The 18,772-nt window shown below is 60.7% G+C and carries 18 protein-coding genes; 7 read left to right on the top strand and 11 right to left on the bottom strand.

Going from position 1 to position 18,772, the window contains the following annotated elements:
- Positions 1–143 precede the first annotated feature (143 nt).
- From JFU11_RS07435 to pedF, 4 genes are read right to left on the bottom strand one after another with little or no spacing between them, the layout of a single operon-like run.
- On the bottom strand, positions 144–1,082 hold the full coding sequence (locus JFU11_RS07435; protein WP_201060246.1) for a quinoprotein relay system zinc metallohydrolase 1: 939 nt from the start codon (positions 1,080–1,082) through the stop codon (positions 144–146).
- Positions 1,083–1,097: 15 nt separating this feature from the next.
- Complete coding sequence (locus JFU11_RS07430) at positions 1,098–1,847, bottom strand: quinoprotein dehydrogenase-associated SoxYZ-like carrier (RefSeq protein ID WP_201121249.1); 750 nt, start codon at positions 1,845–1,847, stop codon at positions 1,098–1,100.
- Positions 1,847–2,722 carry a transporter substrate-binding domain-containing protein gene (locus JFU11_RS07425; protein WP_201060244.1) on the bottom strand — a complete coding sequence of 292 codons (876 nt, stop codon included), beginning with the start codon at positions 2,720–2,722 and terminating at the stop codon, positions 1,847–1,849. The genes JFU11_RS07430 and JFU11_RS07425 overlap by 1 nt, the downstream gene beginning before the upstream one ends.
- A 3-nt stretch (positions 2,723–2,725) precedes the next feature.
- Complete coding sequence (gene pedF / locus JFU11_RS07420; RefSeq protein ID WP_123719192.1) at positions 2,726–3,187, bottom strand: cytochrome c-550 PedF; 462 nt, start codon at positions 3,185–3,187, stop codon at positions 2,726–2,728.
- 391 nt (positions 3,188–3,578) lie between these two features.
- Here pedF and JFU11_RS07415 point away from each other — a divergent pair, with 391 nt between their 5' ends.
- From JFU11_RS07415 to JFU11_RS07390, 6 genes are all read left to right on the top strand, one after another.
- Positions 3,579–4,763, top strand: a complete 1,185-nt coding sequence (locus tag JFU11_RS07415; RefSeq protein ID WP_201060243.1) for an ABC transporter substrate-binding protein — start codon at positions 3,579–3,581, stop codon at positions 4,761–4,763.
- Between the two features lie 37 nt (positions 4,764–4,800).
- Positions 4,801–5,760, top strand: coding sequence for a YVTN family beta-propeller repeat protein (locus JFU11_RS07410; RefSeq protein ID WP_201060242.1), 960 nt, complete (start codon positions 4,801–4,803; stop codon positions 5,758–5,760).
- Positions 5,757–6,500 carry an ABC transporter ATP-binding protein gene (locus tag JFU11_RS07405; RefSeq protein WP_201060241.1) on the top strand — a complete coding sequence of 248 codons (744 nt, stop codon included), beginning with the start codon at positions 5,757–5,759 and terminating at the stop codon, positions 6,498–6,500. Before JFU11_RS07410 ends, JFU11_RS07405 begins: the two co-directional genes overlap by 4 nt.
- Positions 6,497–7,288 carry an ABC transporter permease gene (locus JFU11_RS07400; RefSeq protein ID WP_201060240.1) on the top strand — a complete coding sequence of 264 codons (792 nt, stop codon included), beginning with the start codon at positions 6,497–6,499 and terminating at the stop codon, positions 7,286–7,288. The genes JFU11_RS07405 and JFU11_RS07400 overlap by 4 nt, the downstream gene beginning before the upstream one ends.
- Positions 7,289–7,546: 258 nt before the next feature.
- A complete protein-coding gene (locus JFU11_RS07395; RefSeq protein WP_201060239.1) occupies positions 7,547–8,104 on the top strand; it encodes a PQQ-dependent catabolism-associated CXXCW motif protein in 558 nt (185 codons plus the stop codon).
- 59 nt (positions 8,105–8,163) lie between these two features.
- Positions 8,164–8,829: a response regulator transcription factor gene (locus JFU11_RS07390; protein WP_008005351.1), complete on the top strand. Its 666-nt coding sequence runs from the start codon at positions 8,164–8,166 to the stop codon at positions 8,827–8,829.
- Between the two features lie 122 nt (positions 8,830–8,951).
- On the opposite strand, the gene nahK is transcribed toward JFU11_RS07390, so the two are convergent.
- From nahK to JFU11_RS07360, 6 genes are all read right to left on the bottom strand, one after another.
- Positions 8,952–11,546 carry a hybrid sensor histidine kinase/response regulator NahK/ErcS' gene (gene nahK, locus JFU11_RS07385; RefSeq protein ID WP_201121270.1) on the bottom strand — a complete coding sequence of 865 codons (2,595 nt, stop codon included), beginning with the start codon at positions 11,544–11,546 and terminating at the stop codon, positions 8,952–8,954.
- Positions 11,515–12,678, bottom strand: coding sequence for a nitric oxide-sensing protein NosP (gene nosP / locus JFU11_RS07380; protein WP_123719185.1), 1,164 nt, complete (start codon positions 12,676–12,678; stop codon positions 11,515–11,517). The genes nahK and nosP overlap by 32 nt, the downstream gene beginning before the upstream one ends.
- Positions 12,679–12,965: 287 nt before the next feature.
- On the bottom strand, positions 12,966–14,150 hold the full coding sequence (locus JFU11_RS07375; protein WP_008005357.1) for a porin: 1,185 nt from the start codon (positions 14,148–14,150) through the stop codon (positions 12,966–12,968).
- 209 nt (positions 14,151–14,359) lie between these two features.
- The gene (locus tag JFU11_RS07370) at positions 14,360–15,166 is read right to left on the bottom strand and encodes a sulfite exporter TauE/SafE family protein (RefSeq protein ID WP_201060237.1); all 807 of its coding nucleotides are present in this window, start codon (positions 15,164–15,166) and stop codon (positions 14,360–14,362) included.
- A 9-nt stretch (positions 15,167–15,175) separates the two neighbouring features.
- Positions 15,176–16,420 carry an FAD/NAD(P)-binding oxidoreductase gene (locus JFU11_RS07365; RefSeq protein ID WP_201087360.1) on the bottom strand — a complete coding sequence of 415 codons (1,245 nt, stop codon included), beginning with the start codon at positions 16,418–16,420 and terminating at the stop codon, positions 15,176–15,178.
- A 221-nt stretch (positions 16,421–16,641) separates the two neighbouring features.
- Positions 16,642–16,977, bottom strand: coding sequence for a metalloregulator ArsR/SmtB family transcription factor (locus tag JFU11_RS07360; protein WP_032830345.1), 336 nt, complete (start codon positions 16,975–16,977; stop codon positions 16,642–16,644).
- Positions 16,978–17,081: 104 nt separating this feature from the next.
- Between JFU11_RS07360 and JFU11_RS07355 the strand changes: the two genes are divergently transcribed.
- On the top strand, positions 17,082–17,945 hold the full coding sequence (locus tag JFU11_RS07355) for an MBL fold metallo-hydrolase (protein ID WP_201060236.1): 864 nt from the start codon (positions 17,082–17,084) through the stop codon (positions 17,943–17,945).
- Between the two features lie 221 nt (positions 17,946–18,166).
- Here the strand turns inward: JFU11_RS07355 and bkdR are convergent, their stop codons facing one another.
- The gene (gene bkdR / locus JFU11_RS07350) at positions 18,167–18,655 is read right to left on the bottom strand and encodes a Bkd operon transcriptional regulator BkdR (protein WP_017339472.1); all 489 of its coding nucleotides are present in this window, start codon (positions 18,653–18,655) and stop codon (positions 18,167–18,169) included.
- Between the last annotated feature and the right edge of the window lie 117 nt (positions 18,656–18,772).

Here is an 18,772-nt window from a genome sequence, read left to right as displayed (position 1 = left end):
CCTTAGTACCGGGTTGGTCGCGGATTTTGTGATCGACATCGGTCCCTGTGGGAGCGGGCTTGCCCGCGATGGGGTCAGAACATTCAACATTGATGACGCCTGACACACCGCCATCGCGAGCAGGCTCGCTCCCACAAAAAGCGTCACTTGCGCATGCCCGAATCCACCCGCCTCATCTGCCCCCGTTCGTAACGCGGGTACAAATGGCTGACGCTGCGGATCAGCTCATAGCGGCTCAGGTTGATCCCGACGAAACGCTCAGGGATGGGGCTGCGGATCATCTCGGCCATGTCGCTGCCATTGGCGGCGCCATCGCGCATCAGCTGGTCCAGCCAGGTCAGGTAATCGCGCATCTGCTCGAACGGTTTTGTATCCGTGGCCACCGGTCCATGGCCGGGGACGATCAGCGTCCACGGCAAACCCTGCAGGGTCGCGATGTCCGCCAGCCACACCGATAGCCCCGGGCTGTTGGGCGTGGTCAGGGCGCGTTGATAAAACACCAGGTCCCCGGCAAACAACACGCCGGTTTTCTGGTCGAGAATAGCCAGATCCGCGCCGGTGTGCCCACCCAGACTCAGTAGGCGCAAATCGTGATTCCCAAAACTTTTCACGCCTGGCATCAGCGTCTGCGTCGGCAACACCACCTCAGTGCCGCGCATCCAGTCGCCCACCAGTCGATACATGTTTTCAGCCATGGCATCACCCTGTTGCCGCAACAGCTCGGTGGTGCCGGTCAGTGCACCGATCGGCACGTCGGTGAAAGCCTGGTTGCCCAGCACATGATCAGGATGGTGATGAGTCAGCAGCACCTGAATCACCGGTTTATCAGTGATCGCCGCAATCGCTTTGCGCAGGGCTTCGCCATAGCGTTTCGACGGCCCGGTGTCGATTACCACCACGCCCTGCCCGGTGACGATGAACGCGGTGTTGACGATGTTGCCGCCGTTGCTCTTGGCGAAGTTGTCGGTGCTGCCTTCCAGCAGCCAGGTGCCTTCGGCGATCTGCCGGGGCTTGAGTGCGTAATCGGGATCGGCCAGGGCCGGCAGGCTCAGACTGATGAACAACAGCAGCATCCAGCGCATCACTCGCTCCTTGGGTCAGGGAATGGCCGCATCGAATTGATTGCCGCTGTTGTCGCGCAACACCAGGCGCGTCTGCCCTGCTCCTTTGATATCGAAGGCCAAATTGGGGTTTTCGCTGACCGCCGGGAACAACTCCAGACGCGCCAGCAGTTGATCGTTTTGATCGCGCAGCTCTGCGTGATTGATGAAGAATTCCGGGATACCGCTGACCATGCCGTTGTCCATCGGATGCGCTACCTGCAAACGCACGCGACTGAATTCGCCACGGGGATAACGGCCACCTAACACCTCGCCGATGTGTTCTTCCCAACCCGGCTGGGTGCGCACCACGCTTGGCGCCGTGCAACCGCCGCCTGCCGCATCGATCAGGGTCGAGCCGACATGCCACAGCCCATCGCGGGTCAATACCGCCGCACGTAATGGCGTGGCCTGTTCAACGCGGATGCGGATCGACAGCCACGGCAGCACACCGGTCAAGGGTTCGAAGTCGACGATTTTCGGCAGCGGATTGAGTTCGGCCCAGGCGAGGATTCGCACCACCTCGCCCTTGAACGCCCGGGCGTCGATTTCCAGCGGCACTTGCCGGGCGTCTTCGGCAAATGGCGGCGCGAGCAACTTGACCCGCTCGTCGAACACGAACGGTGCGTCGCCGAGCATCTGCTTGTGATAGAACGCCCACATCACCGACGGCACCGGATCGACTTCAACCGCATGCGCGGCCAAGGGCAGCCAGCAGGCCAACAGACAACTCGCTCGCCAGTTCACTATTGATACATCTCGGGCACGTCATACCGCAGGCCGTAACGGGCATAAATGGCTTTCACTGAACCCTCGCGGATCAAGGTCTCCAGCGCCTCTTCCACGGCATACGCCAATTGACGATTACTTTCATGCACCGCCATGCCGATCTCCCAGAGCTGCTTGCCCATGTTCGGGTAGGCGTTTTCCGCCAGCGCCACTTGCGGGTCGGCGGCCTGATGGACTTGCCAGTCGATCTCGCCGCGCATGGCCATCACCGCATCGACTTCACCAGCCTTCATCGCGGCAAACGCCTGAGATACGCCTGGATAATGGTGGGTCTTGGCGGCGAGCATGCCGTTGAATACCGAGGTCAGGTAAAACGACGGCACGCTGTCGACTTCGACGCCGATCGGGTGTTGCTGGAACACCGCGACACTCGCCACCGAGTCCAGACGACGACGGTCGTAAGCCACTTGCCATTGTTCGGTCTGGTACGGCCCGAACATCACCACATGGCCGTTTTCCAGCTCACCCAGTTCATTGCGTTTCTGTGAATAATCGCGATCGTAGGGCACGCGCATCATCAGGTCGGCCAGTTGCTGATTGTGCAACTGACTGGCCCGCCAGATGTAATCGCGCAGGTCGTCGTCGAGCTTTTCCCCGGCGGGTGCCCAGATCAGTTTCAGACGTACTCCCATGGCCTTGGCCAAGGCCTGGGCAAGTTCGACATCGACCCCGCGAGCCTCGCCAGCGTCTTCAAAGCTGTAGGGCGCGAAGTCCTTGTACACCGCGACTTTCAGCTCGGCGGCGGCGATCATTTCGTCATAGGTACGGACCTGCGCCTGCGCTGTCTGGCAACACAGCCATACAGCGCTGATCAACACCGCGAGCAAACGCATGGGTCACTCCTCGACGTGCACGCTGTCCAGGTAGGTACGCACCGCCCACAAGGCTTCCTGACTCAGGTAGTCGGCCATTTTCGGCATGTACACCCGGCCATCACGCACGGCGCCATGGCGCACGCGTTCGACGAACCATTCATCACCGGCCTCGCCGACGTCGAGCATGCGCAAGTCGGGGGCGATACCGCCGGACTTGGCTTCCAGGCCATGACAGGCCGCGCAGTTCTGGTTGTAGGCCGAAGAGCCGATTTCCAAGGCTTTATCGCGTTCCGGGGAGGAACGGTAAGGGTTCGCCGCCGCCCAGCCATCGGCATCGACCTGCACACCGGCATCCTTGATCGGGGTCAGTCCCTGGGTTTCGACGGCCTGGGGTACCACGTTGCCGTGGGCCCAGACGGAACCTGCGTTGATGAAACCGGCCAGCAGTCCGGCAACGAGCAAGGCGTTGCGTTTTGTTGTCATTGTTCTGCCCTCAGGATTGCACGCAAAACCTCTTTGAAGAGGCTATGGCACCCATCTTAGGAACGGCTTTGCGCCAACCCCATGCTGCTTTGGTGGCCGCGACCTACTCCCTTGGTAGTAGGGCTTGTGGCGCAGGCCCAACCAATACGGGTCGGGCGCCGTGAAACTTGTCGACGCCGATCAGGGTCAGGATCAGCAAAAACGGCAGGAGCAGTGCTTTGAGAATTCGCATGGTCAATCTCCCCCTTGAGCGATGGCCGTTGTAGCCCATGCTAAAACCGCGCCGTCCGGGGTGAGTTACTACCTTGGTACTGGCCCATCGGTACTTTCTGCATATTTCCCCACCCGTCCAGGGTTCCTATGCTGACGCTACCTGTGATGGAGTGCCTTTATGCGCCAGCTCGCCCCTTACGCCCTGATCTACTTGCTGGCGATTGCCTGCGCCGCCGGGGTGGCGACCCAGGTTCAGGCGGCGGATGCGCCGCTGCAGGTGCAAATCGGCTACCTCGGTTATCGCCCCGACCCCGGGCCATTGCTGTCGAATGTTATTCCCGAACCGACCGATGCCGGCCTGCGTGGCGCCGAACTGGCGATCACCGACAGCAACAGTACCGGGCGCTTTCTCAATCACAGTTACAGTCTGGTCAGCGCCAGCGTTGACAGTCCGGATGCGCTGATTGAAGCGGCCAAAACCCAACACGAACAAGGCCTGCGCCTGTTTGTGGTGAATGCACCGGCGCAGACCCTGCGCCGACTCAGCGCCGTGCTACCCGACAGCCTGCTGTTCAATGCCGGCAGCCCGGATGACAGCCTGCGCAGCACCGATTGCTTGCCGAACGTGCTGCACAGCCTGCCAAGCCGCGCGATGCTGGCCGATGCGTTGGCGCAATTTTTGGTGCTGCGCAAATGGCAACGAGCACTGCTGATCGTCGGCCCGACCCCGGACGATCAAGCCTATGCCGCCGCCCTGCGTCGAGCGGCCAAACGCTTCGGCCTGCAACTGGTGGCGGAGAGAGCCTGGAGCTTCGATAACGATCAGCGCCGCAGCGCCCAGGCCGACATGCCGCTGTTCACCCAGACCACCGAGTACGACGTGGTGCTGGTGGCCGATGAACGCGGCGACTTTGGCGAGTACGTGCCCTACCAGACCTGGTATCCACGGCCGGTCGCCGGCACCCAGGGCCTGACGCCGGTGGGCTGGCACAAGACCGTGGAAACCTACGGCGCCGCGCAGTTGCAGAAACGTTTCGAAGCCCTGGCCGGGCGCTGGATGAACGACCGGGATTTCGCCGCGTGGATGGCCGTACGCAGCATCGCCAGTGCGGTGGGCAAACTGCATCAGGCCGATGCGACGGCGATTCGTACGCTTGAAATCAGCGATCAATTACCGCTGGACGGCTTCAAGGGTCGCAAGCTCAGTTATCGGCCGTGGAACGGTCAGTTGCGCCAGCCGATCCCCATCGTGCAACCCCGGGCGCTGGTCAGCACCTCACCGCAAGACGGTTTCCTGCACCCCGTCAACGAAATGGACAGCCTGGGTTACGACAAAGCCGAGGTCAGCTGCCGCTTTCTCTGATCCTCTTTTTCACGACAACAACAATAAGGAATCTGCCATGCGCCGCACCCTGCTTTCCTGCGCCCTGCTGCTCGCCGCCGGGCACGCCGCTGCCAGCACCGCCTGGGTCTCCAACGAAAAGGACAACAGCCTGAGCCTGATCGACATGCAGACCCTGAAAGTCACCGAGACCCTGCCCGTCGGCCAGCGCCCGCGCGGCCTGTTGCTGTCCCACGACAACAAGCTGCTGTACATCTGCGCCAGTGATTCGGACCGGGTCCAGGTGATGGACGTCGCCACGCGCAAGATCATCAAGGAACTGCCCTCGGGCAAAGACCCCGAGCAATTCGCCCTGCACCCCAACAATCGCTGGCTGTACGTCTCCAACGAGGATGATGCGCTGGTGACGGTGATCGACACCGAAACTTCGAAAGTACTTGGGCAGATCAGCGTCGGTGTCGAGCCTGAAGGCATGGCCGTCAGCCCCGATGGCAAGTGGGCGGTGAACACCAGTGAAACCACCAACATGCTGCACTGGATCGACACCAGCACCCAAACCCTGGCCGACAACACCCTGGTCGATCAGCGGCCGCGTTTCGTCGAATTCAATCCCGATGGTTCGCAGCTCTGGGCCTCGGCGGAAATCGGCGGCACGGTGACGGTTCTCGACGTCGCCAGCCGCAAGGTCCTCAAGACCCTGACCTTTCAGATCAAGGGCGTACACCCAGACAAAGTCCAGCCGGTGGGGATCAAACTCAGCGCCGACGGCAAGTACGGTTTCGTCGCGCTCGGCCCGGCCAACCATGTGGCGGTGATCGACGCCAAGACCTTCGAGATTGTTGATTACCTGCTGGTGGGCCGGCGAGTCTGGCAGATGTCGTTCACCCCGGATCAACGGCAATTACTGGCCACCAATGGCGTCAGCGGCGATGTGTCGGTGATCGATGTCGACAGCCTCAAGGTGACCAAATCGGTGAAGGTCGGGCGCTATCCGTGGGGCGTGGTGGTATCGCCATGAACGCCCTCGAAGTCAGCGACCTGAGTTTCGCTTACGGCCAGCGGGAGGCCTTGCGTCAGGTGAGTTTCAACCTGGCACCCGGGCGTTTTGCCGCTTTGCTGGGACCGAACGGCGCGGGCAAGTCGACGCTGATCGCCCTGCTCACTCGCCTGTATGATGTGCAGCGCGGTGATATTCGGGTCGGCGGCTGTTCGTTGCGCACCTCGGCACGTCCGGCGTTGAAGCAATTGGGTGTGGTGTTTCAGCAAAGCACCTTGGATCTGGACCTCAGTGTCGAGCAAAACCTGCGCTACCACGCCGCGCTGCATGGCTTGTCTCGGCGCCAGACGAGCCTTCGGGTCGACGCCGAACTGGCGCGCCAGAGCCTGACCGAACGTCGTCGCGAACGGGTGCGCGAACTCAATGGCGGCCATCGTCGGCGGGTGGAAATCGCCCGTGCGTTGTTGCACGAGCCAAGCCTGTTGCTGCTTGATGAGGCCAGTGTCGGCCTTGATCCGGCCAGTCGCCTGGCGCTCAACCAACACATCCGTAGCCTATGCCGCGAGCACACCATCAGCGTGCTCTGGACCACTCATTTGCTGGATGAAGTGCAGCCCAGCGACGACTTGCTAATCCTGCATCAAGGCCGCTTGGTGGCCAGCGGACAGGCAGACGCCCTGAGCCTGGAACATGGCGGCGATCTCGGTTCGGCCTTCGCTCGCCTGACCACCTCGGTCTCTTCAGGGGCAGTCGTCCAATGAACGCTTACTGGCAATGTTTCAGCGGTATCGTGCTACGTGAATGGCTGCGCTTTGTGTTGCAGCGCACGCGGTTTCTCAGCGCATTGGTGCGGCCGTTGTTGTGGCTGCTGGTGTTCGCTGCCGGTTTTCGCGCGGCACTCGGCATCGCCATCATCGAGCCCTATGACACCTACATCCCCTATGAGGTTTACATCATCCCGGGCCTTGCCTGCATGATCCTGTTGTTCAACGGCATGCAAGGTTCGCTGTCGATGGTCTACGACCGGGAGATGGGCAGCATGCGCGTACTGCTGACCAGCCCCCTGCCCCGGACCTTCCTGCTGTGCAGCAAATTGCTGGCGACGTCGCTGATTTCGCTGTTGCAGGTGTTTGCCTTTCTGGCAATTGCCTGGCTGTACGGCGTACAACCGCCGGCCATGGGCCTGGTGCTGGCGTTGCCGGCATTGCTGTTGGTGGCGTTGATGCTCAGCGCGCTGGGCCTGTTGCTGTCCAACGCCATCCGCCAGTTGGAGAACTTCGCCGGGGTGATGAACTTCGTAATCTTCCCGCTGTTTTTCCTGTCGTCAGCGCTGTATCCGCTGTGGAAAATGCGCGAGTCCAGCGAGTGGTTGTATTGGCTGTGCGCCTTGAATCCATTTACTCATGCAGTGGAGCTGGTGCGGTTTGCGCTGTATGAACGCTTCAACCCATTGGCGTTGGCGGTGTGCGTAGGGCTGACGCTGGTGTTCGCCCTGCTGGCGGTACTCACCTTCAACCCGCAGCATGCGGCCTTGCGCAAAACCGGATAACAACACTAATCCCTGTGGGAGCGGGCTTGCCCGCGATGGCAGTGTGTCAGCCAACATCAGTGCTGGATGTGATGGCCTCATCGCGGGCAAGCCCGCTCCCACAGGAATCTTCATTGAACGCAGCATAGGTGTACAACGCAGGCCCCATAAAACAGGGCAAAATTACTACTTTAGTACTGGTTTACCTGTCTATCGTCGCATTCACAACGCACCGCTACTGGCATGTAATGGGTTCATAACTATAAGGACTGAACCCCCATGCCGCGTGCACGACGTGTTCTGCTGTGCCCTTCTCTCGCTGCGCTGTCGCTGAGCCTGTTGCTGGGCGTTGCGCAGGCTGAAACAGCGCTGTTCTCCGCCGAAGGTTATCGCATCGGTTTATACCGCAGCCCGACCCCGACTCAGTTCCAGGGGGCGAGTATCATCGACACGCCTGCCCTGCAAAACCTGCTCAAGCACACACCGCAGCCGCTGCTGATCGATGTCTACCGCCGGCAATGGCTGCAAGGCCGTTTCATCGAAGACGAGGCCCACGAAAACCTGCCCGGCAGCCATTGGCTGGCCAATACCGGTGACGGCGACCTGACGCCCCCGTGGCAGGATTATTTCGCGCGTCACCTGCAACAATTGACGGCGGGCGACCTGACGCGACCGCTGGTCTTTTACTGCCGCTCCGATTGCTGGTTGAGCTGGAACGCGGTAAAACGCGCCGCGTCCATAGGCTATAAGACACTGTATTGGTACCGCGACGGGCTGGATGCGTGGCAAGCGGCGAATCTGCCCGTGACGCCGGCCCGGCCCGAGCCCTTTCCCTGACTTGAGCGCTTGCGAGTTGTTGCCACACCCTGATCAAAAAAATAATGAGGTGAAAGGCCATGTACAAAATTCTGATTGCCGACGATCACCCGCTGTTTCGCGAAGCCATTCATAACGTCATCAGCGACGGTTTCCCCGGCAGTGAGGTCATGGAAACCGCCGATCTCGACAGTGCCCTGGCCCTGACTCAGGAACACGATGACCTGGACCTGATCCTGCTCGACCTGAACATGCCCGGCATGCACGGCCTCAATGGCCTGATCAACCTGCGCAACGAGGCACCGACCATTCCGGTGGTGATTGTCTCGGCCGAGCAGGACAAGCAAATCGTGCTGCAAGCCATCACCTATGGCGCGGTGGGGTTCATCACCAAGTCCTCGCCGCGGGTGCAGATGACCGAGGCGATCCAGCAGATTCTCAATGGCAACGTCTACCTGCCGCCGGACATCATCCGCACGCAAAAAAGCGGCACTCATCGCCGGATGAATGACACCCCAAGCTTCCCGCCGGAACTGCTCCAGGCGCTGACCCGCAAGCAGTTACTGGTGCTTGAGCGTATGACCAAGGGCGAATCGAACAAGCAGATCGCCTACACCCTGGAAATCGCCGAAACCACGGTCAAGGCCCACGTCTCGGCGATATTGCGCAAACTCAATGTACACAATCGGGTGCAGGCGATTTTGAGTGCTGGGGATATTGATTTCGGGTCGTATTTGCGGCGCTGATTCTGGGGGGCAACAGTTAGACCGAATCGCCCCCATCGCGGGCAAGCCCGCTCCCACAGGATCTCCACAAACCTGTGGGAGCGGGCTTGCCCGCGATGGCGTCAGTGAACACACCAGAAAACTCAAGGCCGACCAAGCAAATGACTCATCGCCGTCTTGAGTTTCATCGGCCGCACCGGTTTGTGCATCAGGGTGTGGCCCAGTTCACGGATCTGCTGTTTGAGTTCATTGCTGTAGTTGGCGGTGATCATCATCGCCGGGATCGCTGAAGCGCGACGGGCGTTGATGCGGGCCACGGCGTCGACACCGTTCTTCTCGTCATCCAGGTGATAGTCGGCGATCAGCAGGTCGGCTTCGTCGTGATAATTATCCACTTGCCGCGCCAGGTCCTCCTCCGACAGCGCCGTGATCACCCGGCAGCCCCAACCTTCAAGCAAGGTGCGCATCCCGGCGCAAATCGCCGCGTCGTTGTCCAGCACCCACACCCGCGCACCGCGCAGGCGCTCGAGCATCGGCTCACTCATCAGCAGGTTCGGCAACGCCTTCGGCGCCGTGGCACTCAACGGCACTTCGACGGAAAACATCGAGCCTTTGCCCGGCCATGAACGCACGTGAATCCGGTGGCCGAGAATACGGGCGATTTTCTCCACAATCGCCAGGCCCAAGCCCAAGCCGCGATCCTGATCCGGACGCTGCACGTCACCGCGTTTGAACTCCTGAAAAATCTCCTCCAGACGGTTTTCAGCAATGCCCATGCCGCTGTCCCAGACTTCGATGGTCAGCCGCTGATGATGACGTCGGCAGCCGAGCACCACGCGCCCGCTGTAGGTATAGCGAATGGCATTGCTCAGCAGATTACGCAGGATCCGCGCGAGCAACTGAATGTCGCTGCGCACCAGCGCCGAACACGGGATGAAATGCAGCTCAAGCCCTTCGCTGCGGGCCACTTGGGTATATTCAGCCGCGAGGTTTTCCAGCAATTCGCTCAGGGCGAACGGCGCAATGTCCGCCTTGATCACCCCGGCATCGAGTTTGGAAATATCCACCAAAGTGCCCAGCAGGTTTTCCACGTCCTCCAGGGAATTGCTGACGTTGCGCACCAGAATCTCGTTGGCCACCGGCTCCCGGCGCTCCAGCAAGGCGCTGGTAAACAGCCGCGCGGCATTCAGCGGTTGCAGCAGGTCGTGACTGACCGCTGCGAGAAATTTGGTCTTCGACAGGTTGGCCTGCTCGGCCTCGAGCTTGGCCTCGCGCAAGCGTGACTCCACCCGGCGGCGCTCATCGATTTCGCGCAGCAATTGGTCATTGAGGGTGGTCAGCTCGGTAGTTCGTTCGCGCACCCGCAACTCAAGGTTCTGATAGGCCTGATGCAGCGCTTCGGCGGTACGGCGGCGCTCGGTGATGTCGCGGATCAACACGAAAATCCCCACCACTTCCCCGGTGGCCAGCCGATTGGGCACGTAGGAGCGCAGCATGTAGCGCTCCTGATTATTGATGTTGGTTTCGGCAAACTCGAACGTCACGCTCTCGCCGGCCAGGGCCCGGGCCACGTAGGCTTCCAGGCGTTGATAATGCTGTTCGCTGTGAACTTCGCGCAGGCTCTGCCCGAGCATCACGCCCCGGGGCCAGCAGTACCATTCTTCATAGACTTTGTTAGTGAATTCATAGACCAGATCGGCATTGAGGTAGGCGATCAGCGCCGGCACATGGTCCGTGATCAGACGAATCCAGCGCTCGCTTTCGCTGAGCGCTTCGGCGTGTTGGTAGCGTTCGGTGATGTCGGTGAAGGTGTTGACGAAACCGCCGGTGGGCAACGGATGGGTGCGGATTTCCAGCACCCGGCCATCGTAGAGGCGCTGCTCGCATTCCTGCACGTGCCGCCCGTTCGGATCGCGACTGGCCGGGGTCAGCAGGTTCAGTTCGCTGTCGGCAATCACTTCGGCGAACGGTCGATGAGCCGCCACCGGGGCCAGGCCGCTGAGTTCCAGAAAACGCCGGTTCCACAGTTCCAGAATGCCCTCGGCGTTGACCATCGCCACCCCTTGGGACAGGTTGTCGACCGCCCGTTGCAACAAGTGCGACTTCTGCGCCACGGCCTGCTCGCGGCGCAGGGTTTCACTGAGTTTGACGTCGGTAATGTCAGTGAACAGGATCACCCGCCCGCCTTCCTGAGTCGGCCGTTCGCTGACTTGCAGCCAGCGTCCGTTGTGCAGGCGATAGAGCAGGTTTTCGTCGGCATGCCCGCGGGGTTCTTCGCTGAACAGTCCGGTCGAGGTCATCAGCCGTTTGACCTCGCGCAGGCGCATGCCGGCGTTGATCCGCACCCGGCTGTTGCCCCAGAACGCATTGAAACGGCTGTTGAACAGCACGATCCGCTGCTCGGCATCGAACAATACAAAAGCGTCGGAAATGCTCTCGATGGCGTCGATCAAGTGTTGATGGGCGGTTTCGGCCCGCAGCCGTGCTTCGCTGAGCAAATGATTGCCGGCCTTGAGTTCGGCCATGGCCTGGTTCAGGGCATCGGTGCGCTCACGCACCTGCTCAGCCAGTACCACCGAATGCTGGAACGCGGCATACGGGTCATTGCCCCGGGTGATGCCGGATTCGATGCGCTCGATCAGCGCGCCATTGATGCGCTGCAGTTTGTGGTTTTCGTGGCGCAGGCTGGCGATCTGCGCCTGAAGGTCAGCGCTGTCCAGGGGAGCGGCCTCGGGCAATGGCAACCCCGGTGAAGGTCTGGTTGATGTGCATGCCATTGAACTGTTCTCCGTAGGTGTTGAAACCCATCACCCGCTGGTCCCGCAGAAACGCGCCGATCTGCTCGAGATTGCCGCCGTCTTCCAGTTCCAGGCGCCTGAGAAAACAGTCGCAGCCGATGGTCAGCAACAGGTCGCCGAGACGCTCCTGCAAACCGTCGAACAGGTTTTGCAGATTCGGCAGCATGGGGCCAGGGGTCATGACGGTGAGGACAATGCCGTTTTCCACCGCACAGTAGAAACTCAGGCTCAGGTCTGGATGAACCTGCTGGATCGCCCGCACGTAATACTGATCGTTGATTCGCACCGCTAACGGATGCGCGGCAAAGATTCGATAATCGAGATCAGCCACCGCCACGCCGATGTGCCGGGCGTATTCCTCGGCGGCCGGTTCGGCGTTGAGCTCGAACACCCGGCGCGAGGCGCTGTCGGCAGCGGTGACCACCAGTTTCTCGGCCCTGGGCAGGATGTGGTGTGTGGTGAAGACTTCGAAGTCCAGCCAGGTATTGACCAGCACCACCACCGCCGCGCCGCTGTGAAACTCGCCGCCGAAATACACATGGGTGTGGGTCAGGTAGTTGTCGTCGCCGGCCGAACCGCCGAAATGCGGAATGTCGCCCAACGCCGCGCTCAGGGCCGCGAGAACCATCTCTTCACGGCTGGACAAGCCATCGAGCAAGGTCAGGGCAAAGCTGTTGCCCTTGATTGGCGCCAAGGTGTTGCTGCGACAGCCACTGACCAGTCGCTCGACCATTTGCTGGGCATCGATCAGGCTGAAATGTTCCATTTCGTCGATCAGTTCGGTGGAGATGGAAAAGTGCCGATGATCGAAGCCCACCGCCGTCACGCAGCTGCGGCCATAACCTTGAGGGGTGATTTCCCCGGCGCTGGTGCAGCCCACCAGGCGAATGCCGCCGAAGCTCTGTTGCAACGCCTGCCCCAGCGCCTGCAAGTCGTACTCGGCGGAGCAGAAGAACAGCACAAAGCCCAAGTGGGGGTGCAAGAGTTGTCGCGCCAGATCCTGAGCCGCTTGCTGGGCATCGGTGGCCTGGGACATGGCACTGACCACACCGTCGTTCTGAACCTGCTCCATCCTCGCCCCTCGCCGGTGCGCCTGTATGAGGCACGAGTGTACGAAGCCTGCGGGCGGCGGCGAATGCTACTTGGGTAGTGGGTGGGTGGTTCGATGGGATGAGAGGGGGATTTGCACGATTGCGTGGCTGGAGCTTTTGTGGCGAGGGGGCTTGTCGGACCGCCGCACCGCCCCGTTGGACTGCGCAGCAGTCCCCAAAATTGGCCGATGCGCGACCAGAATCGGGGCCGCTTCGCGACCCAACGGGGGCAAGCCCCCTCGCCACAGTTGATCTATGTCGCCACCAGTTACCAGGTCAACACCGCCCCCACCGCAAACGTATCGGTGTCTTCATTCTGGGCACTGGTGTCGTGGCCGTTGATTTCGAACTGGTTGTACTCGGCCACCAGCTTCAGGTTGTCATTGACGTCATGGAACAGCGCGATGCCGCGGGTCTCGTAATCGGCGCCGCTGCCGACCACGCCGTTGCCATCGTCCTCGGTCTTGCCGTAAGACAGTGCCAGGCGGTTCTTGCCCAGTTTGTAGGACCCCTGCAACAGGTAACCGTCGCTATCGACATTGCGCAGGGTTGGCTCGCCAGCGTTGTTGGTGAAGAACGGGTTGATGCCCTTGGCCTGGAAACCGGAGCCGGTCAGCGACAGCCCGCCCATCTTCGCCTGCACGCCGTAGCCGACGCCTTTGGAGGTGACGGACTCGACGCTGGAGTCAGTGTTGTCCGAAGTCTGGTAGCTGCCGTTGAGCCAGCTGTAAATCTTCGCCCCGCCGACGTCGAACTGATAGGTGATCTCGCTCTCGGTGCGCGGGTTCTCCTGATACGCCTTGCCTGTCGCGCTGCTGTCGTTGGTGTCGACCGGGTCCATGATCCCGACCGCCACCCGCAAGCCGTCCATCACCGGGGTGCGATAGGTAATCTGCGACGTCGGGAACGGGTATGGATAACCGCTGCCGATGTTGCCGAACGACACCCCGCCGCCGTCCACCAGGCCCAACGTATCGCTGACCTGACCATAACCGGCGAGCAATTCGTCGAGCAGGATGTTGGAGCGGGCGAACAGACCGAAGTCCTTGCCGATCAGCACCTCGCCCCACTCTGGATTGGCCACCGTGCCGTAGAACTGCCGCACGTCGATGGCGGTGTCGGTGCCGTTGGTTTCGCTGTCGTTGATGGTCACCCAGAACGAGGCGCGGGCGCCGAGCTTGAGGTCATCGACCTGCTTGCCCATGTTGAAGCCCAGGTAGTTGGGCAGAAATCCCATCTTCACCCGCGCCTGGCGCCGGTCGTACTGCTCGCCGGCCCGGTCCACGTCGCTGTTCACGTAGAAGGCGTTGATGTAGCCATCCGTGGAAAACGTGGTCTGGTCCTTGTCGTAGAGCATGATCTCGGCCTCGGCCATTGAGCTCAGGCCAAGGGACGACAGGCTGGCGATGAAGGCCGGCAAGAAACGATGCTTGAAGTTCTTATTGTTGTGCATGACGCGCTCCGCAACGGGGGACTTGATGTCGGAGGCGATTATCGAAAGCTGACCGGCGGCGTCATACGCTGCCTTGGGGGCGGTTGTCAGGTGCTTTGGGGTGGCCGGTGTAGCGCGGCAAATTCGGTGTAAGACCGCCCGCAGGACAGGCCCGGAACTTAGGATGTAAGCCTGTGGACCGGACTGGCGTCCACAGGAACCGGTATCCGCTAGACGAGCGCTCTAAACAACATGTAAACGGCGATCACCACGCAGACGCTGGCGAAACCGATCTGTAGAGCCCGGGCCGGCACCCGCGCGCTGAGTTTTCGACCGAGGATCATCCCGACGATGCTGGCGACAATGAACGACGCGCCCAAACCATCGATCCGCACCCCGGCATGAAACGCGCCGACCACGCCGATTACCGAGATCAGGCTGATCACCATCAACGACGTGGCAACGATCCCGCGCATCTGCACATCGGTCAGTTGCTTGAACGCCGGCACAATCAGAAAACCGCCACCCACCCCGAGCAGCCCCGAGACCACGCCGGTTACCGCGCCGAGTGCCGCCAGGGTTGCGGTGCATTTGGCGGTCCAGGAAAAGCGTCCGGTCTGCTGATCGAGCATGCAGTTCTTCTGGCCCCAGTTGGCATGCCCGTGGTCGCTCGGGCCGTCGTCGTGCTTTTCCCGGCGCAGCATCCGCCAGGCCACCATGACCATCAGCAGACTGAACAGGACCATCAGGATCTTTTCCGGCAACTGATGGGCGAAGTAGATGCCCACCGGCGAAAACACCGCGCCCAGCAATGCAATCAACAACGCAGCCCGATAGCGCACCAGGCCATGGCGCAAACCGTCAATCGCACCGATCGCCGCCGCGCTGCCCACCGCGAACAAGGCGACGGGCGCCGCTTGGGTCATGGTCAAACCCAGCCCCAGCACCAGGGCCGGCACCGCAAGAATCCCGCCACCAGCGCCGGTCAAACCGAGCACCAGCCCCATGACCACACCGAAAAAACTGGCCAGCAACATAGAGTTCTCTCAGTCAACCTTAGACAGATGGGTCAGCCATTCACGGCCCTTGAGCAGGCCATTCCAGTAGAACCACGGCAGCAGGGTCGCCTTGAGAAACCAGGCCGAACGACGCGGCACCGTCGGGTCGAGGGGAAAGGTCGGCAGCAATTTACCGGCGTAACCGAACTCGGCGAGGATCACCTTGCCCTTCTCCACCGTTAGCGGGCAGGAACCATAGCCGTCGTACTTGAGTGGCAATGGCTGTTGCTTGCGCAGGGCCAGCAGGTTTTGCGCCACCACCACGATCTGCTTGCGTGCGGCGGCGGCAGTTTTCGCGTTGCTGGTGGAACAGACATCGCCCAAGGCAAAGACGTCTGTATAGCGTACGTGTTGCAGGCTATGCGGGTTCACTTCGCACCAGCCAGCGGCGTCGGCCAACGGGCTTTGGCGGATGAAATTCGGCGAAACCTGAGGCGGCACGACGTGCAGCAGGTCGAAGGTTTTTGCTTGCAAGGTCACGACACCTGCAGCGTCCTTGACCTCGAACCACGCGGTTTTCGATGGCCCGTCAACCTTGACCAGATTGGAGTTGAAGGCCAGCCGGGCGTTGTACTTTTCGATGTACTTCATGAGCGGCGGCACGAATGTCGCCACGCCGAACAACGCAGCGCCAGCCAGATTGAACTCGACGTCGAATGTGTTCAGAACCCCGGTTTTACGCCAGTGATCGCAGGACAAATACAAGGCTTTCTGCGGTGCACCAGCGCATTTGATCGGCATCGCTGGCTGGGTGAAGATCGCTTTTCCGCCGCGCAATCCCTGGACCAGTTCCCAGGTGTAGGCCGCGTGCCGATAGCTGTAATTGGAAGTCACACCGTTCTGGCCGAGGGAGTCCTGCAAGCCTTCGATTTTCTCCCAGGCCAGGCGCAAACCGGGGCAGACGACGAGGTTCTGGTAACTGACGGTGCGGCCATCGTCGAGGGTCAGTTGTTTGCTGTCGGGGGCGATGTCAGTCACGGACGCCTGCACCCAGGTGGCCTGACGCGGCATCACCGAGGACATCGGGCGCGCGGTGTTTTTCACCGCATAAGCACCACCGCCCACCAGCGTCCACGCTGGTTGGTAGTAATGCTGGCTGTCGGGTTCGATAACGGTGATGTTTAAACCCGGATCACGTTTCAGCAGGCTGGCAACCAGGCCAATGCCGGCGGTCCCGCCGCCTATTACCACGATGTCGGCACTGATGGATGGGCCCCAGTGTTGATCGTTCATCATTCATTCCTTGTTATTGCACGCATGGCGCCGGGTTGTAGCAGCTGTCGAGCCCCAGCGAGGCTGCGTTCGGCTGCGAAGCAGTCGTAAAATCAGAGATTGTGATGTGTCAGGCGGACCGCGTTAGCCGGACTGACGACTGCTTCGCAGCCGAACGCAGCCTCGCTGGGGCTCGACAGCTGCTACGGATCGCATTACGGCTTAACTGACCGGCATCAGGCTCAGCCCCAGCTTTTCAGCACCGCTCCGCAGTACAGGCCGGACAGCGTCTTCATCACCTGAATCACTTCGTGACTGGCTAAACCATAGAATATGTACTTGCCTTCACGACGGGTGACTACCAATCCCTCGTCGCGCAGGATGCCCAGCTGTTGGGACAGTGTGGGCTGGCGCACGCCGGTCATTTTTTCCAGTTCGCCGACGTTGCGCTCGCCTTGGGTCAATTGGCAGAGAATCAGCAAGCGGTCCTCGTTGGCCAAAGCCTTGAGCAGCGCGCAAGCTTTGGAAGCCGAGGCCCGGAGCTGGGCGACTTCACATTCGGTCAGACTGGATTGCATTTGCAGGATGCCTTCGACGTCACTTAAGCTGCGGACATTATGTTTAAACATAAAGTGTTGCAACCGGTTATTGTCCTCCCGCCCCTTTCCACAGGTTCGTCCCCATGTCTGCGTTGATTGAAGCCTTCCTCGACCCCGCCTCGTCGACCTACAGCTACGTGATCTACGAACACGATGGCGGGCACTGCGCGATTGTCGATCCGGTGCTGGATTACGACCCCGCCGCCGGACGCACCACGACCGTCCAGGCCGACAAAATCATCACCTTCGTGCGCGAACATCAGTTGCAGGTGCAATGGCTGCTGGAAACCCACGCCCATGCCGATCACCTGTCCGCCGCGCCTTATCTGCGGCGGGAACTGGGCGGCAAGATTGCGATTGGTGAGTCGATCAGCAAGGTTCAGGACGTGTTCAAGGCACTGTTCAACCTCGAACCGGGATTTAGCGTCGATGGTTCACAGTTCGATCACCTGTTTGCGCCAGACGAGTCATTCCGGATCGGCAACCTCAAGGCCACGGCCCTGCATGTACCCGGGCATACCCCGGCGGACATGGCCTATTTGATCGACAGTGATGTGATTCTGGTGGGCGATACGTTGTTCATGCCGGACGTCGGCACCGCGCGCTGCGACTTCCCCGGCGGCAACGCCAACCAGATGTTTGCCTCGATCCACAAACTGTTGGCCTTCCCCGCCAGCGTGCGGCTTTACGTCTGCCACGATTACCCGCCCCCGGGCCGCGCCCCGCAATGTCAGAGCACGGTGGGTGAGCAGCGCAAAAGCAACATCCATATTCACGACGGCATTGATGAGGCCACCTTCGTCGCCATGCGCACCCAGCGCGACGCCGGGTTGTGCATGCCGACGCTGTTGTTGCCGGCGATTCAAGTGAACGTGCGGGCGGGGAATTTGCCGCCGGCGGAAGAGAATGGCGTGACTTACCTGAAAATTCCCCTGAATCAACTCTGACCTCGCGATCGCAAATCATGATCAAAAGATCGCAGGCTTCGCCAGCTCCTACAGGGACTAACCCGTAGCAGCTGTCGAGCACCGCGAGGCAGCGTTCGGCGGCGAAGCCGTCGTAATCCACCCAACGCGGTTTACCTGAAAGAACACGGTTGCAGGTTTTGCGACGGCTTCGCCGCCGAACGCTGCCTCGCGGTGCTCGACAGCTGCTACAACTGCGATTTTCAGTTGGCCAGGGTCAACCCATTCGCCGGCAACGGCAGCGCCGTCTTGTACCTCACCTGCTTGAGCGCAAAGCTCGAACGGATGTTTGCCACCCCCGGCACTTTGGTCAAAAAGTCCATCATGAAGCGCTCCAGCGACTGAATAGTCGGCACCAGCACGCGGATCAGATAGTCCGGATCGCCGGCCATCAAATAGCACTCCATCACTTCCGGGCGATCCGAGATCGCTTCTTCGAAATGCTGCAACGCCTCCTCCACCTGTTTCTCCAGGCTGACGTGAATGAACACATTCACATGCAGCCCCAGCAGGTCGGCATCCAGCAGGGTCACTTGCTCACGAATCAGCCCTAATTCTTCCATCGCCTTGACCCGGTTGAAGCACGGCGTCGGTGACAGGTTCACCGAGCGCGCGAGGTCGGCGTTGGTGATGCGCGCGTTCTCCTGAAGGCTGTTGAGAATGCCGATATCGGTACGGTCCAGTTTGCGCATGAGACAAAACCACCTGTTTTTTATGTTTATGCAGATTTTTTATCCTCAAATGACCTCAAGCGCAACGAAACAGAGAGAAATATTCTTCTTGGGCCGGCCTATGATTGTTGTAGGACA

Source organism: Pseudomonas sp. TH37 (genome assembly GCF_016650735.1).
Taxonomy (GTDB): domain Bacteria; phylum Pseudomonadota; class Gammaproteobacteria; order Pseudomonadales; family Pseudomonadaceae; genus Aquipseudomonas; species Aquipseudomonas farris.
This window is presented reverse-complemented; position numbering and strand designations above follow the sequence as displayed.

Bases quoted from the DNA above. Each gene is read 5' to 3' on its own strand.
- JFU11_RS07435 (WP_201060246.1), bottom strand. From the start codon at position 1,082: ATGCGCTGGATGCTGCTGTTGTTCATCAGTCTGAGCCTGCCGGCCCTG.
- JFU11_RS07425 (WP_201060244.1), bottom strand. From the start codon at position 2,722: ATGCGTTTGCTCGCGGTGTTGATCAGCGCTGTATGGCTGTGTTGCCAG.
- pedF (WP_123719192.1), bottom strand. From the start codon at position 3,187: ATGACAACAAAACGCAACGCCTTGCTCGTTGCCGGACTGCTGGCCGGT.
- JFU11_RS07415 (WP_201060243.1), top strand. From the start codon at position 3,579: ATGCGCCAGCTCGCCCCTTACGCCCTGATCTACTTGCTGGCGATTGCC.
- JFU11_RS07410 (WP_201060242.1), top strand. From the start codon at position 4,801: ATGCGCCGCACCCTGCTTTCCTGCGCCCTGCTGCTCGCCGCCGGGCAC.
- JFU11_RS07405 (WP_201060241.1), top strand. From the start codon at position 5,757: ATGAACGCCCTCGAAGTCAGCGACCTGAGTTTCGCTTACGGCCAGCGG.
- JFU11_RS07400 (WP_201060240.1), top strand. From the start codon at position 6,497: ATGAACGCTTACTGGCAATGTTTCAGCGGTATCGTGCTACGTGAATGG.
- JFU11_RS07395 (WP_201060239.1), top strand. From the start codon at position 7,547: ATGCCGCGTGCACGACGTGTTCTGCTGTGCCCTTCTCTCGCTGCGCTG.
- JFU11_RS07390 (WP_008005351.1), top strand. From the start codon at position 8,164: ATGTACAAAATTCTGATTGCCGACGATCACCCGCTGTTTCGCGAAGCC.
- nosP (WP_123719185.1), bottom strand. From the start codon at position 12,678: ATGGAGCAGGTTCAGAACGACGGTGTGGTCAGTGCCATGTCCCAGGCC.
- JFU11_RS07375 (WP_008005357.1), bottom strand. From the start codon at position 14,150: ATGCACAACAATAAGAACTTCAAGCATCGTTTCTTGCCGGCCTTCATC.
- JFU11_RS07370 (WP_201060237.1), bottom strand. From the start codon at position 15,166: ATGTTGCTGGCCAGTTTTTTCGGTGTGGTCATGGGGCTGGTGCTCGGT.
- JFU11_RS07365 (WP_201087360.1), bottom strand. From the start codon at position 16,420: ATGAACGATCAACACTGGGGCCCATCCATCAGTGCCGACATCGTGGTA.
- JFU11_RS07360 (WP_032830345.1), bottom strand. From the start codon at position 16,977: ATGCAATCCAGTCTGACCGAATGTGAAGTCGCCCAGCTCCGGGCCTCG.
- JFU11_RS07355 (WP_201060236.1), top strand. From the start codon at position 17,082: ATGTCTGCGTTGATTGAAGCCTTCCTCGACCCCGCCTCGTCGACCTAC.
- bkdR (WP_017339472.1), bottom strand. From the start codon at position 18,655: ATGCGCAAACTGGACCGTACCGATATCGGCATTCTCAACAGCCTTCAG.